Annotated in this window: 11 protein-coding genes and 1 pseudogene; 2 read left to right on the forward strand and 10 right to left on the reverse strand. The window is 62.4% G+C overall.

All coding sequences use genetic code 11. The features are described 5' to 3' along the window. A pseudogene (locus ACMNI9_RS03010) lies at window positions 1-208 on the forward strand (carbonic anhydrase); the annotation flags it as partial. A gap of 249 nt (window positions 209-457) precedes the next feature. On the opposite strand, the gene ACMNI9_RS03015 reads toward ACMNI9_RS03010, so the two are convergent. The 8 genes from ACMNI9_RS03015 to ACMNI9_RS03050 form a co-directional block, all read right to left on the reverse strand. After that, window positions 458-1,891: a uracil-xanthine permease family protein gene (locus tag ACMNI9_RS03015; RefSeq protein WP_418830796.1), complete on the reverse strand. Its 1,434-nt coding sequence runs from the start codon at window positions 1,889-1,891 to the stop codon at window positions 458-460. Next, window positions 1,888-2,466: a xanthine phosphoribosyltransferase gene (locus ACMNI9_RS03020; protein WP_114566449.1), complete on the reverse strand. Its 579-nt coding sequence runs from the start codon at window positions 2,464-2,466 to the stop codon at window positions 1,888-1,890. The genes ACMNI9_RS03015 and ACMNI9_RS03020 overlap by 4 nt, the downstream gene beginning before the upstream one ends. A 129-nt stretch (window positions 2,467-2,595) precedes the next feature. Then, window positions 2,596-4,125, reverse strand: coding sequence for a basic amino acid/polyamine antiporter (locus tag ACMNI9_RS03025; RefSeq protein WP_225749700.1), 1,530 nt, complete (start codon window positions 4,123-4,125; stop codon window positions 2,596-2,598). Between the two features lie 90 nt (window positions 4,126-4,215). Further along, the gene (gene menC / locus ACMNI9_RS03030) at window positions 4,216-7,038 is read right to left on the reverse strand and encodes an o-succinylbenzoate synthase (RefSeq protein ID WP_418830797.1); all 2,823 of its coding nucleotides are present in this window, start codon (window positions 7,036-7,038) and stop codon (window positions 4,216-4,218) included. Window positions 7,039-7,145: 107 nt separating this feature from the next. After that, on the reverse strand, window positions 7,146-7,985 hold the full coding sequence (menB, locus tag ACMNI9_RS03035) for a 1,4-dihydroxy-2-naphthoyl-CoA synthase (RefSeq protein ID WP_114566410.1): 840 nt from the start codon (window positions 7,983-7,985) through the stop codon (window positions 7,146-7,148). Between the two features lie 842 nt (window positions 7,986-8,827). Next, entirely contained in the window at window positions 8,828-9,766 is a 939-nt protein-coding gene (locus ACMNI9_RS03040; RefSeq protein WP_418830799.1) for an alpha/beta fold hydrolase, read from the reverse strand. An 85-nt stretch (window positions 9,767-9,851) separates the two neighbouring features. Further along, on the reverse strand, window positions 9,852-11,729 hold the full coding sequence (gene menD, locus ACMNI9_RS03045) for a 2-succinyl-5-enolpyruvyl-6-hydroxy-3-cyclohexene-1-carboxylic-acid synthase (protein WP_418830801.1): 1,878 nt from the start codon (window positions 11,727-11,729) through the stop codon (window positions 9,852-9,854). Continuing rightward, window positions 11,726-12,982: an isochorismate synthase gene (locus tag ACMNI9_RS03050; RefSeq protein WP_418830803.1), complete on the reverse strand. Its 1,257-nt coding sequence runs from the start codon at window positions 12,980-12,982 to the stop codon at window positions 11,726-11,728. The genes menD and ACMNI9_RS03050 overlap by 4 nt, the downstream gene beginning before the upstream one ends. 147 nt (window positions 12,983-13,129) lie before the next feature. On the opposite strand from ACMNI9_RS03050, the gene mscL reads away from it, so the two are divergent. Next, complete coding sequence (gene mscL / locus ACMNI9_RS03055; protein WP_418830805.1) at window positions 13,130-13,582, forward strand: large conductance mechanosensitive channel protein MscL; 453 nt, start codon at window positions 13,130-13,132, stop codon at window positions 13,580-13,582. Window positions 13,583-13,654: 72 nt separating this feature from the next. Here the strand turns inward: mscL and nhaA are convergent, their stop codons facing one another. Both nhaA and nrdD read right to left on the reverse strand, forming a co-directional pair. Continuing rightward, complete coding sequence (nhaA, locus tag ACMNI9_RS03060) at window positions 13,655-15,145, reverse strand: Na+/H+ antiporter NhaA (protein WP_418830807.1); 1,491 nt, start codon at window positions 15,143-15,145, stop codon at window positions 13,655-13,657. A 114-nt stretch (window positions 15,146-15,259) separates the two neighbouring features. Then, a complete protein-coding gene (gene nrdD / locus ACMNI9_RS03065) occupies window positions 15,260-15,610 on the reverse strand; it encodes an anaerobic ribonucleoside-triphosphate reductase (protein ID WP_418830809.1) in 351 nt (116 codons plus the stop codon). Window positions 15,611-15,617 lie beyond the last annotated feature (7 nt).

Below are 15,617 nucleotides of genomic sequence, written 5' to 3' on the forward strand. Positions count from 1 at the left end.
ACGGCTCGGCGTGTCCTCTGAGCGCATTGATTTCGCACGTCATTGCGGTATCGACTTCGACCACTGGCTCGCCGGCTTCGGAGATACCGAGGAGGCCGTACGGAAGAGCGTCGACATGGTGCGCGCGCATCCCGTCATGCCGCCGCACGTGCGCGTCACGGGCTGCGTGATGGACTCGGAAACCGGGGAGCTCGCCATCATCTGCTAAGGCCAAGCCCCGCGCGCAACGAAGAACGCATTGTCGCCCGAAACGTACGGTTTTCGCGGCAAAACCGTACGTTTCGGGCGACAATATCCCTGCAGCGGCGCCGACAGCCTCCGCCGTGCCCGGCGCGCAGCCCCGCCGCGCCCGATGCGCGTACCCGACACCCGCGCCCGGCGCGGCGCGGCACCCACCACGCACGAGCGCCGTCGGACCCCGCAAGGTCCGACGGCGCTCGCTTCGCTTCGTCGTATGTTAGGCGCGCGCTAAATCTCCCGCGCCAGCAGACTGCGAGGGCGCCCCGGCTGAAGCAACCCCCTCCCCAGCGGCACCCTCAACAGGCGAGTCGCCCTGGATAGAATCAGCCGCCCCCGGATCTCCCTCCACTTTGATGTTTTTGGGCAACACCAGGTTCGCCACTACGGCAACCAGGAATACCATGGCCACGCAGTTCTGCGCGAACACGCTTTGGATCAGCTCCGGGAACACCGCGAACAAGTCCGCCACCTGCGTAAAGCCAATGCCAACCGCCAGCGAAAGCGCGGCGATCAAGATGTTGCGCTGCGTGAAGCCCGCCCGCGCGATCATCTGAAAACCGCTCACGATAATGTTGCCGAACATCATGATGGTGCAACCGCCCAGCACCGCCTCAGGCAAAGACGAGAACACCGCGCTGATGACCGGCAGGAACGCCGCCAAAATCATGATGGCCGCACCCGTGGCGATAGCCTTGCGGTTCACAACCTTCGTCATGGCCACCAGGCCGACGTTCTGCGAGAACGACGTGATGGGCAGGCACCCGAAGCACGCCGACAACGAGCTGACGAAACCGTCGCAAGCGATCGAGCCCGAAAGCTCCTTCTCTTTGACCTCGCGGTTCAGGCCCACCATGGTAAGGGCCGACGTGTCGCCGATGGTCTCGGTAGCCGACACCAGGAAGATCAGCGTCACCGAAACGATGGCGCCCAGATTAAACTCCGGAGCAAACGGCATGAACTGGGGGAATGCGAACAAGCTAAGCCCCTCGAAGCCGCTGAAGTCGACCGCGCCCAGCACCAACGCAACCACATAGCCAATGATCAGGCCGAACAAAACCGACAACTGCTTGGTCTTGCCTTTGGCCAGAACCTGAAACACCAGACACGAAACAAGCGAGATGGTTCCCAGCAGCAAGTTTTGCGGAGAACCGAAGTCCGGCGCGCCGTTGCCGCCGCCGAACGAAGCAGCGCCCACGCCCAAAAGCGAGAACCCGATGGACGTCACCACCACCGCCGCAACGATGGGCGATATGATGCGACGCCAATACCGCGCGAACAGGCCCAAAACGCCCTCGATGATGCCACCGATGATGATGGCGCCAATAGCCACGTTGTAGCCGTACGTAGCCACGATGCCGCACAGCACCGTCACGAAGGTGAAGCTGATGCCCATGACAATAGGCAATCCCGACCCCACACGCCACAACGGGAACAGCTGAATGAGCGTGCCGATGCCCGCAATCAGCATGGCGCTTTGGATGAGCGTGCCGGTCTGCCCGTCGCTCAAGCCGGCGGCGCTGGCCACGATGACGATGGGCGCGAGATTGGCGACGAACATCGCAAGGATGTGCTGAACGCCAAAAGGAACGGCTCGAAGCAGGGGGATGTCGCCGTCAAGCTTGAACAGGTTCTCGGTTGCGAACGTCTTCATCGGCGAAACCCGATCTCGCCCGTTTCCGGATCCATGCTCTCGACGATGGCAAGCGACTCTAGGCGATACCCGCGTTCGCGCAGATCGGCACCGCCCGGCTGGAAGCCCTTCTCGACCGCGATGCCAATGCCCTCGACCGTTGCGCCCGCTTCGTCCACAAGCTCGATCAGCCCGTTCAGCGCGCACCCGTTAGCCAGGAAGTCGTCGATGATCAAAACGTGGTCGTTCGGCCCCAAAAACTTTTTGGACACGATGACGTCATACACGCGACCGTGCGTGAACGACTGAATGCACGTGGTGTACATCTCGCCATCCAGGTTGATCGACTGAGCTTTCTTCGCAAACACCACCGGCACCCCGAAATGCCGAGCAACCACGCAGGCTATTCCAATGCCGGAAGCCTCGATGGTAAGAATCTTCGTTACGGGAGCATCAGCGAACAGCCGCTTGAACTCGGCGCCCATCTCATCGAAGAGATCAATGTCCAGTTGATGGTTCAGGAAGCTGTCCACCTTCAGGACGCCCTCCGACTTCACCACCCCATCACGCCTGATGCGTTCCTCCAGCAGTTCCACGTTCTCCTCCGTACTTGCACGATTGTCCGTCGCGCAGCACAAAGCCGCGCGTTCCCTTACCATGCGGCCGCCAGCCGCATTTCTACTGCGAACCAGTGTAAAGGAACGCGCGCACTCGAACGCGGAAAATTAGATAACAACCTGCCCGGTTGCGATCAGAACGATGGAAACCGCCGCAGCCAAAAGGATGACGGCCACCACCACTTTGTCGCGCAGGCTTACCAGATAAGGCTCGTTGCGCTCTTTTTTGCCCTTGATGTACATCAGGATGCCCGGCGCGTACAAAAGCGACATGATGGTAAGGCCCACCGCCCCGCTTGCCCACGCCAAAAAGAAGCTGTACAGCACGCCGATGATTCCGAAAATGCGCCACAAAACGATGTTGCCGCCGATGCGGCCCTTGAATGCCCCGGGCTCGGTGAACGTGATCTTGGCGAAGTACGCCGCCGACAACAAGTACGGAAGCAGGATCATTCCCGCCGAAAGCGTGTAGAAGAATTGGTAGGTGCTGTCCGAGAACAGCATGAGAACCAGGAACACCTCGATGATGATGTTCGTGACCACCAGCGTCACGATAGGCGCGCCCTTTTTGTTGGTCTTCGCGAACGCCTTGATGAACACGCCCTGCTCGGCGGCCTCATACGGGGACTCGCTCGACAGCACCGTGTATCCCAGCATGGCCCCCACCAACGACAGCACAACGCCGCCGTTGATGAGCATGGCGCCCCACGGGCCAACGGCGTACTCCATGACGCCCGCCAAAGCCGGGTTCTCCAGCTGGGCAAGCTGGGAAAGCGGCATCACGCCCATGCTGAGCATGCTGACCATCAGGTAGATTGCCAACACGCACACGAACGCGATAATAGTGGCCTTGCCTACGTCGCGCTCTTTCTTGGCGCGCCCGGAAATGGCCACGGCGCCCTCGATGCCCACGAACACCCAGATGGTGATCATCATGGTGCTGCTCACCTGGTCGAAGAAGGGAAGCCCCGGATCGGAACCCGTGGTGAGGTTTGCCATGAACACCGCCGGATCGAACTTCTGCAAGAAGATGATGGCCGTGATGGCGACGAAAATAGGCACGAACTTGCTGATGGTGATGACGGCGTTCACGCCCGTAGCCTCTTTGATGCCGCGCGACACCAAGAACACGTAAAACCAGATGAGAACACTGGCCCCGATCACAGAAGGCAGATTGGTTCCGCCGCCGAAAATGGGGAAGAAGTACGAGAGGGCGCCGAACAGCAGCGCAGAGAAGCTGACCGTGCACAAAAGCGCGCTGATCCAGTAGCCCCACGCGCTGTTGAACCCCAGAAAGTCGCCGAAACCGGCGCTTGCGTAGCTGTAAATTCCACCCTTTAGCTGAGGCTTTATGCGAGAGAGTGCATAAAACGTCATCACCAGGCACAACACGCCGATACCGGAAATGCTCCATGCCGTAAGGATAGCCGCGCCGCTTGCGCCGCCAGCGGCCTGATCACCCGCCAGCGTGAATACACCGCCGCCGACAATCAGCGTAATGACAGTAGTGACCAGGCGAAATATTCCTAAGTTGCCATGAATTTGCGGCGATCCAGAGGACCCGTCCGCTCCTGTAATGCTGCCAGATCCCGCCGCAGAAGTTGATGCGGCCGCGTGATTCGCTGCGGGTGCGCTCATGAAATCCCCGTTCCTCTTTGTACGATACCGTGCATCATACCCCACTGCATCGCTTTCCGAACAGACGGTTATGCAACATTTTGGATAAAGCTATTCGACCGCTGTCCGACCAACAAGCACGTTCGCCAGAACCGAGCGGTTGAGATCGCATCCTATGCCGTATGGGTTGCCTTCCCGGTTCAACGTGACCAGGCCGCGTTCAGCCGTGTACGGAGGATCGGTCACGTCATGCGAGAAATATCGAGCGGTCGACCCTATGTCTCCCGGCGCCGTAACGTTGGGCAGCGTCTGGAACGCAGCATGCAGACGCTTGGAGATGCCCGTGTCGTACATGCCCCCCATCCATACGTCTATGCCGCGCTCAGCCGCTGCGTTCACAAAATCGAGCGCAGGCTGCACGCCTCCGAACTTGCCGATCTTCACGGCATAGCATTTCAGTTCGGGGTGCGAAAGCGCGCGGGCAAGATCCGCCGGACGGGCAATCGACTCGTCAAGGCACAACGGGGTTCGCATGGTTCTTTGCAGCCGCGCCAGCCGGGTGAAGATATCTGAGGAATCCGACCCCGAAACGCGACGGGGATCAAGCGGCTCCTCGATCCAAGCCACGTTGCAAGCGTCGAGCGCGCGCAGCTCGTCCGCATCGCGATCGGAAAAACTCTGGTTCGCATCAAGCGTAATGGCGAGGTCGGGGAACGCCTCGCGCACCGCGCGCACGCATCCAAGCGTACCGGGAGCCACCTTCAGCTTCACGCGCCGGTAGCCCGCCTCCACGCAACGGCGCGCCGAGGCCACCGTGTCGGCTTCGGAGGCCAACCCCAAAACCGCCCCGGCGGAAACGGAGGCGGACAGCGGTCCCCCGATGCGTGGCGACTTCTTGTTCGACCCGCCTATGAGCTGCCACAACGGCTTGCCGACTATCTTGCCGTACAAATCCCACAGGGCAGGCTCCATGGCGCCGCACGCCAAGGGAAACGAAGCCGATTCAGGCTGCGTGGCAAACAGGGCGGATGCCTCGCTTGGATGGAGCATCGTCGCGCGCAGCACAAGGGGCGCCAGCACGTCCCGCAGAATCCGCGCATCCTGATCGAGCGTTTCCGGTAGATACCAGTCCGTCGGGAACGCGACGCACTCGCCCAACCCGGTACGGCCGGCATGGTCGGTCACTTCCACGATGATGGACTCGCGCTGGGCCATCACGCCCTTCGGAGTTTTAAAGGGGCGCTCGAAAGGCAGGCGAATGCGGTGCAGGGTTACGCGCACCACCTCGATGCGCTGGTCGTACAGCCTTTCGAGGGCAGCGCGGTCCACCTTGCCAATGCCGCTGCGCGGAAACTCGTCAAGCACGCACACGTGCTTCGGCAGGTACAGCTTCGAGAGCCGCGGCGCCAGATGAGCGCGCACGGCATGCGCGAATCGGCAGTTGTCCAGCGCAGACGACCTTGATGCCTCCTGCGCCCGCTCGCGCTCCACGAACGCCACGGGTCGGCGCCCCCATCGCTCGTCGGGAACCCCGAACACATGCGCATCGGCGACCCCCGGAACGCGCAGAAGCCGTTCCTTGATCTCGGCGGGATAGATGTTCTCCCCGCCCGAGACGAACATGTCCTCGGTACGCTCCTTCACGTAGATGGAGCCCTGGTACATGGCGGCGGTATCGCCCGTGAGGAAGTACCCGTCCACCGTATGAGCTGCGCGGGCGTTCAGGTACCCTGCGAACACACCGGGACCCTTCACCGCCAAACGGCCGAAGCCATCCTCGCCCGGATCGACAATGCGGGCCTTGTAACCGGGAAGCAGGCGCAGCCCGCCTTGGAACGAAGACGTGACCTGAGCGTGGGCAATCTGGCTTGAAGTCTCGGTCATGCCGTAGCTTGCGTACACGCGAAGACCCAGCGCACAGGAGCGCTCGAGCGTTTGCGGGTTCGTTGCTCCGCCGCCCAAAAGAATGCAGGCGTAGCGCTTCAGCGTTTCCGCACGGCTCGAAGCAAGCAGATCCTGCAGCATCTTGTCCACCACCGACACGTGCGTAGCGCCTTTGCTTGCAGCGTCGCCCAACAGGCGGTCGGGATCGAAACGGCGGTACAGCACGAAGCTGTTGTTGTTCAAAAAGCTGCGAACCACCACCTGGAACCCGCCTATGTGGTACAGCGGCAGCGCGGCCTGCCACAGCCCTTCGGCCCGACGGTTGAGGGCGGTGTTGGATATCTCCGAGGAACGGCACACGTTATCCCAGGTGAGAGGTACTGCTTTTGCGCGGCCGGTCGTTCCCGAGGTGAACATGATCACGGCTCGCATGCTGGAATCGAACACGTGCGCGGCATGCTCGGCAAAGTGGATGATGCCCTCAAGAGCATCTTGGCGAGCAACGGCGTCGCGTCGACGGGCGGAAGCCCTGCCCGTACCCGCCCTTCCCAGGGCCTTCGTCGAGCGAGCCTCGGCCGAAGCGGCCGCAACAAGCGTGGAGAACGTCGGTCGACTCGGCCGAGCGGCAGCGCGCGACGCAGGCGACGCGGTCGATTCTTCGCCGGCAAGAAGCGCCGACGCCCGATCGAGTACACGCTTCACGTTGCCCTCGTCGATACGTGCGGCGATGCGCACATCGGACGTGCGCTCCACCTCCATGACGCGACTCATCTTCTCGGCGCTTGTCAAACGGTTGTTGAGCGCGATCAGCGTGAAGCCGCCGTACGCAGCGGCCAGCATAAGGAACACGTACGCAGGGCAGTTCGGCAGATCGACGACAAGGCAGTCCCCCGGATTCGCTCCATGGGACTGCAAGTTGCGCGCGATGGCCGCAGACAGCATCCGCGTTTCGCGATACGAAAACGACAGCTCCGCACCCGCTTCGTCAACGTACGTGAAGCACGTACGTTGCGGGCACTGCCGCACCATGCTTTCAAATGCGCCGATCATCGCCGCACTCCGCCCCGCCTCTCAAGCACTTCGTCGCTGGCCGCAACGGCCAGGCACTATCATCGCGCCTGGCGCGCGAACGCCGTCGCACGCCAGGATTCACCATCTTAGGGAAACTTCGGGAACTGAGTGAAGTCGGGCGCGCGATGCTCCTTGAACGCGTCGCGACCTTCCTTCGCCTCGTCCGTAGTGTAATACAGAAGCGTCGCATCGCCGGCAAGCTGCTGAATGCCCGCCAAGCCGTCGGTGGCCGCGTTGAACGACGCCTTCATGAATCGCAGAGCCGTGGGGCTGAACTGCAGCATTTCGCGCGCCCAGCTCACGCACTCCTGCTCGAGCTGGTCGAAGGGAACCACCTTATTGACCAGGCCCATGTCCAAAGCCTCGGCCGCCGTGTACTGCCGGCACAGGTACCAGATTTCGCGCGCCTTCTTCTGGCCTACGATGTTGGCCAGATAGCCCGCGCCGTAACCAGCGTCGAAGCTGCCGACCTTCGGACCCGTCTGGCCGAACTTGGCCGTTTCGGCCGCAATGGACAGGTCGCACAGAATATGCAGCACGTGACCGCCGCCGATGGCATAGCCGTTGACCATGGCGATAACGGGCTTGGGGACAACGCGGATGAGGCGCTGCAGGTCAAGCACGTTGAGGCGCGGGATGTTGTCCTCGCCCACATAGCCGCCGTTGCCGCGAATCTTCTGGTCGCCGCCGGAGCAGAACGCCTCGTCTTCGGGACGGCCGCCGTGATTCGCGCCCGTCAGGATGATGACGCCGACCGAAGCGTCGTCGCGTGCCACGCTAAACGCGTCGTAAAGCTCCGTAACGGTGAGCGGAGTGAAGGCGTTGCGACGTTCGGGCCGGTTGATGGTGATTTTGGCAATGCCGTCGCACGTCTCGTACACGATTTCTCGATACGATTTGCCCGCCTGCCACGCAGTATCGCTCATGGCCGTCCTTTCATTACGCGCTCGATCAGCCGAGCACGCCGTATGGGAGGTTTTCGGTTGGATTGGCTTATAGTAACGCGTAATGGGAAAAGGCGCACGTCTCCGCAGAATATCTCCGGAAAGAAACGACGCAACCTGGGGAATCGGCGGAAAACGCCCGCCGTCGCGCACAAGCCGGGCCACCGGGGCGAGCCGCGCGCCGAGCAGCGCCCGTTCGACCGCTCTCGCAAGCCCTCCGCTACCACGCGCTGTCAGAACCGCCGGGGCCTGCTGGCAGCGCCGGAGCGCGCTGCCGCACGGCGCGTCCTGCCGTCGCCGCACGCCGCTGCCGCGCCTTGTTGGCGGCAGGGTGCCCTGCCAGAACCGTCGCACCCCGTCAGCGGCAGCACCCAGCCGCAACCCCGCACCCGGAAAGAGGCTTGCGCACGAAAAACCGCCCTCGCTGGCAGGTTTTGACGGTTTGAGGTCGATTGATCTGGCAAGGCAGGTGCTCCGGAAAAGGCAGCTTGGTAGATCGAGGCTGTGAGCAGGCAAAACGAAAAGCAGGTCGAACTTTGGCAAACACGCTGCTCAACTCGACGACCTCAAACCGTCAAAACCTGCCAGCGACAGGGGTTTTTCGTGCGCGCTCCCCAGCGCGGAGGAGGCGGACGGTCGGCAAGGGGGCAGAGGCGCGGCCGATCGAGCTGGCTCAGGACGTCGCCGACCGCTAGCGCAAGGGCGCGCAGGAGCAGGGGCACCGGGAGGCGCGCACCCCGCACCCATGGGCGCACCCGTAAGCACCGCGCCTCCCGCACGAGAGGACGCTTCGCACCTACGCCGCAAAGCAAAAACCAACAACGCTATGCGCGCGGCCTGAGGGACGCGGGCGCCAGGAACGCCTCGACGCATCGAACGAAATCCGCGGGCGCCTCCAGATGCACGTTGTGTCCCGAACCTTGAACTACCTCGACGGCAACGTCGGGAACGCAGCGCAGCTCTTCGGACAGCGCACAGTACTTCCGATCGAGCGACCCGGTCAGATACTGAACCGAAACTCCCTGGTCGCAAACAGTAGCCAGCGCGGAAAGCACCTTTTTGCGCGTTGGCATCGAATGCTGGCCGGCATGCTCGAACGTACGCGCAAGCGCCTCCGCGTCATTAGCGAGCCGTCCGGCGCGCACGTGCGACCGCACGTTCGGGGGCAAACGTCGTTGGGAAGCGAACAGCGGAAGACGCTCCCATGCATCCATGAACGCCTTCAGGCCCTGCTCCCGCAAGCGGGAGGCATTGGCCGCATCGCGATCTGCCGCACAAGCACGATCGGCATCGGTGGCGAATCCGAGCCCAGCGCTTTCCAGAACAAGCGAGCTCACCGTACGAGAGAACGCTTCCGGCTGTCCAACCAGGGAAGACAGTGCAATACGACCGCCCATCGAATACCCGATCACCGCAGGGCGGCGCCCGCCGTTTTCCGCCGCCGCGTGCGCGGCAAACGAAAGCAGAGCCTCCCCCTGAGCTTGCAGCGCATAGGAAAACGAATCCGCAGGAGCGGCCGACCCTCCATGTCCAACCAGGTCAAGCGCATATACCGTGCGGTGGCAAGCAAGCAAGGGGGCAACTTGATCCCACGAGTCGGCGCTTTGGGAAAACCCATGCAGCAAGATAACCGGGGGAAGCGACCGGCAAGCCCCCGTCCAGATCAGGTAGCGGTAGCGTACGCCGCGCACATCGAAGCTGCTCTCATGCTGCAAAACCCCGCTCATCGCATCTCCGAACTCGTGCTGCAAGACTTCGCTCATCGTACCTCCGAACCGCATGGCGCAAGCGGGCATCTGAACCGGTTCAACAGGCTGGACCGGCGCAGCGCACGCGCATCGGCCCCCATTAGGAAAGATTCCAATACGGCGCGTATCGCTCCCGCAGGCCTTCCAGGGGAACCGGAACCTCGATCAGACTGATACCGGGAACGCCAAGACATGCCCGGTACGCTTCGTCGAACTGCGAAACGGTCTCGGCGCGTCGATAGGGCACGCGAAACGCTTGCGCAGCGGCGGCGAAATCGACGTCTTGCGGGGTGAGGAACAGCCGCTCGAAGTAGTCCTCGTCGGATTTCTGGGGCAGCATGTCGAAGATGCCGCCGCCGTTGTTGTTGAGCAGCACGATCACGATGCTGGGCGAACCGCCGCCCTGCGCCGCTTGAACGCGCAGCTCGCGTTGCAGGGCAAGGGCGTTCACGTCGTGCAGCAGGGTAAGATCGCCCGTGAGCAGCGTCGTTTGCGCGAACGATTGAGCAGCGCCCAGCGCCGTGGACACCGTGCCGTCGATACCGTTCAACCCGCGATTGCACAGCACCGTCAAGGACTTGTTGCCCTTGAGGCAGAACGTGTCCACGGCACGCACGCTCATGGAGTTGGCTGCGAACAAACACGACCCGGCAGGCGCAAGCTCCACGACGCGCCGCACGAACGCACCCTCGAAGCCCGCCTCCACGGAATCAGCCGCGAGCAAGCAGCTTCGCGCCGCATCGTTCGCAGCCTTCCAAGCGCCTGCGAAATCCCGCTGCCGATCCGAAGGTTCATGATCGATGGTCCCCAGGTCGCAAGCCACGCGCAACGACCCTGCGAACTCGACCGGCCTGCAACGCACGAACAGATCGGTGGCTGCATTGCAATCGCGCGTCTCAAGCGGATCGACGACAATCTGCATCGGGCGAAGCGACGCCACCATCTGCGTCGCCTTCTTCGACACCGGGAAGCGCCCGAAGCGGATAACCGCCTGCGGAGCGCGCTCTTCGGGGACCGATCCGCCAACGCCGAACAGAGAATCGTAGTTGTCGATCACCACGTTATCCGCAAAGCAGCGCAGGCCGGAAAGCGGATCTGCCAAAACGGGGAGGTCGAACGCCTCGGCCCACGCAAGCACCTTGCGCGCCTCGAACTCCGTTGCGCACGAGCCTTCCCCCGCCAACACGAGCGTGCGGCGGTTGGCAAGCAACGAAGAAACGCGTGCGGCATCCTGCATGCCGAACGATGCACGCGGACGCATGACCCCGAACGCCTCCGACAAAGATCTGCCGACGTCAAACACCCCTTCCGCGGAAAGGTCGGGCTTGAGCGGTTCGTCGAACGGAAAGTTGAGGTGCACGGGGCCGCCCCAGCATGCTGCCGCCAATCGGGGGCTTTCATCGGGAAGCACCCCTTCGCCCAGAGACGCGATGCACGCTTCGCGCGCCGCCTGGCGGGCAAAACCCACGGCCGCAGGGTCGGCGGAGGGCAGGGGCATCTGCCTGAACGCGCGAACATGGCTGCCGTACGCATTGAGCTGGTCGCACGTTTGCGGCGCGCCCAATCCCTGCAGGCGCGGCGGGCGGTCGCCCGTTAAAACGATCAGCGGCACGCGCGAGGACTCCGCCTCAAGGACGGCGGGATAGTAGTTCGCCACCGCCGACCCCGACGTGCACACCACGGCGACCGGCCGGCCGGTCGCCTTCGCCATGCCAAGCGCGAAAAACGCAGCCCCGCGCTCATCGACGTCGACGAACACCCGCATGCGCTCGGGCGCGCGGCGCGACAGCTCGTACGCGGTCATCGAAAGCGGCGTAGAACGAGACCCGGGGCTCACCACCACGTCTCGCACGCCCCAGCAACTGAGCTCGTCGAAAAACGCCGCCAAAAACTCCACGCCGTCGAGATAGCAAGACGAAGCCGCCGGCTTATACTCGGACGAAACAAGGCGCTGGCCTCGCCCTTTCGCCTCGCTCATGCCTGGCTCCCTTCAAAGGCGCTGAGGACCGTCTTCAGCTTCATGCCGATCTCATCGTACTCATCGTCGGCATCGCTACCAGCCACGATGCCGCAGCCAGCGTACACCCAGCCTATCTCGCCGTCGAACACGCCCGTGCGCAACGCAACGGAAAACTCGCCGTCGCCTGCACCATCAACGTACCCGCACGCCCCCGCGAAAAAGCCCCGGTTGTACTCCTCGATGCGCCGAATGAGCATCTGGGCCTCGCCCACCGGCGTGCCCGCAACCGCCGGGGTTGGGTGCAGGTCGCCCATCATCGTCCACAGGTCAACGCCCTCGAGCATGCGAGCGCGCGCGGGCGTGAACAGGTGCTGCACGTGCGTAAGCGGCAGAATGCCCGGGTTGGCGGGCACGTCCACGTCGTAGCACGTGCGGCGGAACACTTCGCGGATGAACCGAACCACGTAGTCGTGCTCCGCCCGGTTCTTCTGGTCGCCCATCAGCGCATCGGCCAGATGGGCGCGCTCCTGCTCCGTCGCGCCGGCCGGGCACGTACCGGCCAGGCACATGCTCTCCACTTCGGCACCGCGCTTGCGCACGAGCAGTTCAGGCGTGCAGCCGCAGAAGAACACGTCGGCGTACCGGTACAGGAGCACCGTGCCGCGAGCCTCGCCGTCAATGAGGTTGACCAGCAGATCCTTTGACGAAAAGGGACGGTCGGCAACCAGCTTCTGTCGGCGGGACAGCACCACTTTGTCCACGCGTCCTCGCTCGATAGCAGCCAGGCCGGCGCCCACGGCTTCGCGCCACGCCTCGCGCGAGTCGGGCTCCACGCGATAGGGAATGGTTTCGCGGCGGCGCTTGGGGGCCGAAAGGGCCTGCCGCTCGAAGCGCTCGATACGCCCGACATACACGGGGCCGAGCGAATTCACCTGCAAATGCACGCCCTCTTCGGTTTCTATCAGCACGATTTCCGGCAACATGAACCGCAAGCGAGGAAAGGCCTCGAACAGCTCGTCGGTAGGCGACAGATTCTCGGCATCGAAACGGTTGAAGGAAAAGAACACGGGTTGCTGCGCTGCGGGACCTTCAAGATCGCACTCCACGTCAGCCAGCGACGGCAGCGCAATGCACCGGCCCAGTCCCATGAAACGAACCGGTCGATCCTTGCGGTAATACACGAACTGATCGGTAAACCCCTTCTGAAGCACGCAAAACGCATCCACCATATCGGCCTCGATCGGCTTCGTGTACGAGTAAACCCGCGTCATGGCGCCTCCATCCGTGACTATCCGAAAAGGTTTCGGACCTGCTTCATTGTTGCTACAACCATGGCATTCTAGCACGACCCCTCTATACTGACGGAAGGCGCTTGGCAGAGTCACGCAAGCTACCGCTTTTCAGCAGAAAGGACAACCATGAAGAAGTTCTTAGAGGAATTCAAAGAGTTCATCAACAGGGGCAATGTGATGGATCTTGCCGTAGCGGTGGTTATCGGCGCCGCATTCACCGCCATCGTCAACTCCGTGGTGCAAGACCTTATCATGCCTATCGTGTCCGCATTCATCGGCGGCGTCGATTTCTCCGACATGAAGCTGTTCATTCCCCTGGGCGCCGGAGATTCGGCCATCGCGTACGGAAACTTCATCAGCGCAGTTATCCAGTTCCTGATAATCGCGCTGGTGGTGTTCCTTATTGTGAAGGCGCTGAACAAGATGCAGTCGTTTGCGCAGCGCGGGAAGACCGTCGAGGAAACGAAGGCCCCGCATTGCCCGTACTGCCTGGAAGAAGTGGCGGAAGGGGCAACCCGCTGCGCCCATTGCACCGCAGAACTGCCCGAGCCGGCAAAACCGACCATCGTTGCAAAGTAGGCGCATCGCGCGCCGCTTCCGCAACCGCAAGGCAACCGACGAACGGGGCGCAGGGCGCGCAAGATCCGCGCGCTACGCCCCTTCAACCTCGGATTCAACCTCGACTTCGTCGGTAACCTTGCGCAGCACCAGAAAGCCCACGATGCCCGCAATGAACGACGCCGCCAGAATGGCCGCCTTCGCCACCGCGATGGTAGCGGCGTCAACGAACGCCAGGTTCGTTACGAAGATGGCCATGGTGAACCCCACGCCGCCCAACACCGACACGCCAACGATGTGGCCCCAGTTCACGCCGCGAGGAAGATCAGACAACTTCAGCTTCACCGTAATCCACGTTGCCAGGAAAATCCCGAGCGGCTTGCCGAACAGCAAACCGCAGAACACGCCGATAGTAACCGGGTTCGTAATGATGGCCATCGGATCCATTCCCACCAGCACCACGCTGGCGTTCGAGAACGCGAACAGGGGCAGGATGAAGAAGTACACGGGAACGTGCAGGTGATGATCAAGCCGCGTGACAGGCGGAATGGACAGGCGCGAAACGCGGCCGATTTCCTTGAGCTCGTTCAGATACTCCTTCTGCACGATGTCGGGCTCGCCTGGGTCGTAACGCTCGTCGGCGCGTCGCGCGCGGGCTTCGAACCAGCTTGGCGCGCGATCCAGCTTGACCTGCGAGCGCGCCGGTATGGCCAGGGCGAGCAAAACGCCCGCGATGGTGGCGTGCACACCGGACATGAGGAAGCACACCCACATGAGCAAGCCCACCAGCAGGTAGGGAGGCAGGTCGTAGATGTGCAGGCGATTGAACAAGACGAGCACAGCGAACAGCGCCAAGCCGCCCGCAAGCCACACGATGTTCAGATTGGCCGTATAGAACACGGCGATGACCAAAATGGCGATCATGTCGTCGGCGATGGTCAGCGTAGACAGGAACGATCGCAGCCCCGACGGAATGCGATTTCCCAAAAGGGCAAGGATGCCCAGGCAAAACGCGATGTCGTTGGCCATGGGAACGCCCCAGCCCTGCATTGCGCCGCTACCGGCGTTCACCGCCAAGTAAACAAGCGCGGGCAGCACGGCGCCGCCCGCAGCGGCAACGATGGGAAGCAGCGCCTTGCGGGGGTTCGTCAGCTCTCCCGCCGTCATTTCGAACTTGATTTCCAAACCTACCAGCAAAAAGAAGATCGCCATAAGGAAATCGTTGATGAAGTGCTCCAGCGTAAGATGGGGCGCGAAGTCGCCCAGCGAGAACCCGATATTGAACGAATGCCAAAACTCGGCGAAGTACGGAAGGATGGGCGTGTTCTCGATAACGAGCGCGGCCACGGCAGCGGCCAACATGAGCATGGTAGCCCGGGTGGACGAGTGCGTGAACTCCAAAAGCTTGCGACGCCGGCGATGGTGCCCGCGCACTTCGGGTTCCAGGATGCGCTCGGTAGGGGCGCACGAAGGATCGCCGCTCAAGCAAGCGGGAGCCGTCGTATCTTCGGAAGATCCGATCGGCTCGCGCCGCTCGGCTCGGTCGTCTGAAGGCTGCGGGGTTTTCACAGTGGTATCTTTCATCGCGGTCATTGCTTTAGTATACGAAACGAGTCGCAAACAAATGTCGCGACCCGTCAACGAATACGATTTTTTCGCCCGCCGGAAACCCCGAGCGCGCAGCGTGGTACGAAATTGCTAGCAGCCGTTCGCGCAGGCGAACGAGCGCTCGTCGCGCGCGACACCGTGCTTCACGCGATCGTGCTCTTCGGAAGACTTCGCGTCGTTCCAGCGGTCCATGGTGCCCACCAAGTATCCGGTAATGCGACGAATGCGATCGAACGGAACGGGTGCCAATCCGTAGCGAATGTCCACATCCTGGCCATCAACTTCAAGATCAAGGCTGGTCACAGAGCTGTTCGGGTGCTGCGCGTTACCGCGATCGATGTAGGCGCGAATCTCCGCGTCGGTAACCGGGGCGTCCGATGCGCTCGCGTATTCGATCGAGACGTCAACGCCGTCGATGGTCTGCTTGGTTGCCTGAGTCATGCGTGTG

The sequence above is a fragment of the Paraeggerthella sp. genome, from assembly GCF_048427265.1.
Classification (GTDB): domain Bacteria; phylum Actinomycetota; class Coriobacteriia; order Coriobacteriales; family Eggerthellaceae; genus Paraeggerthella; species Paraeggerthella hominis.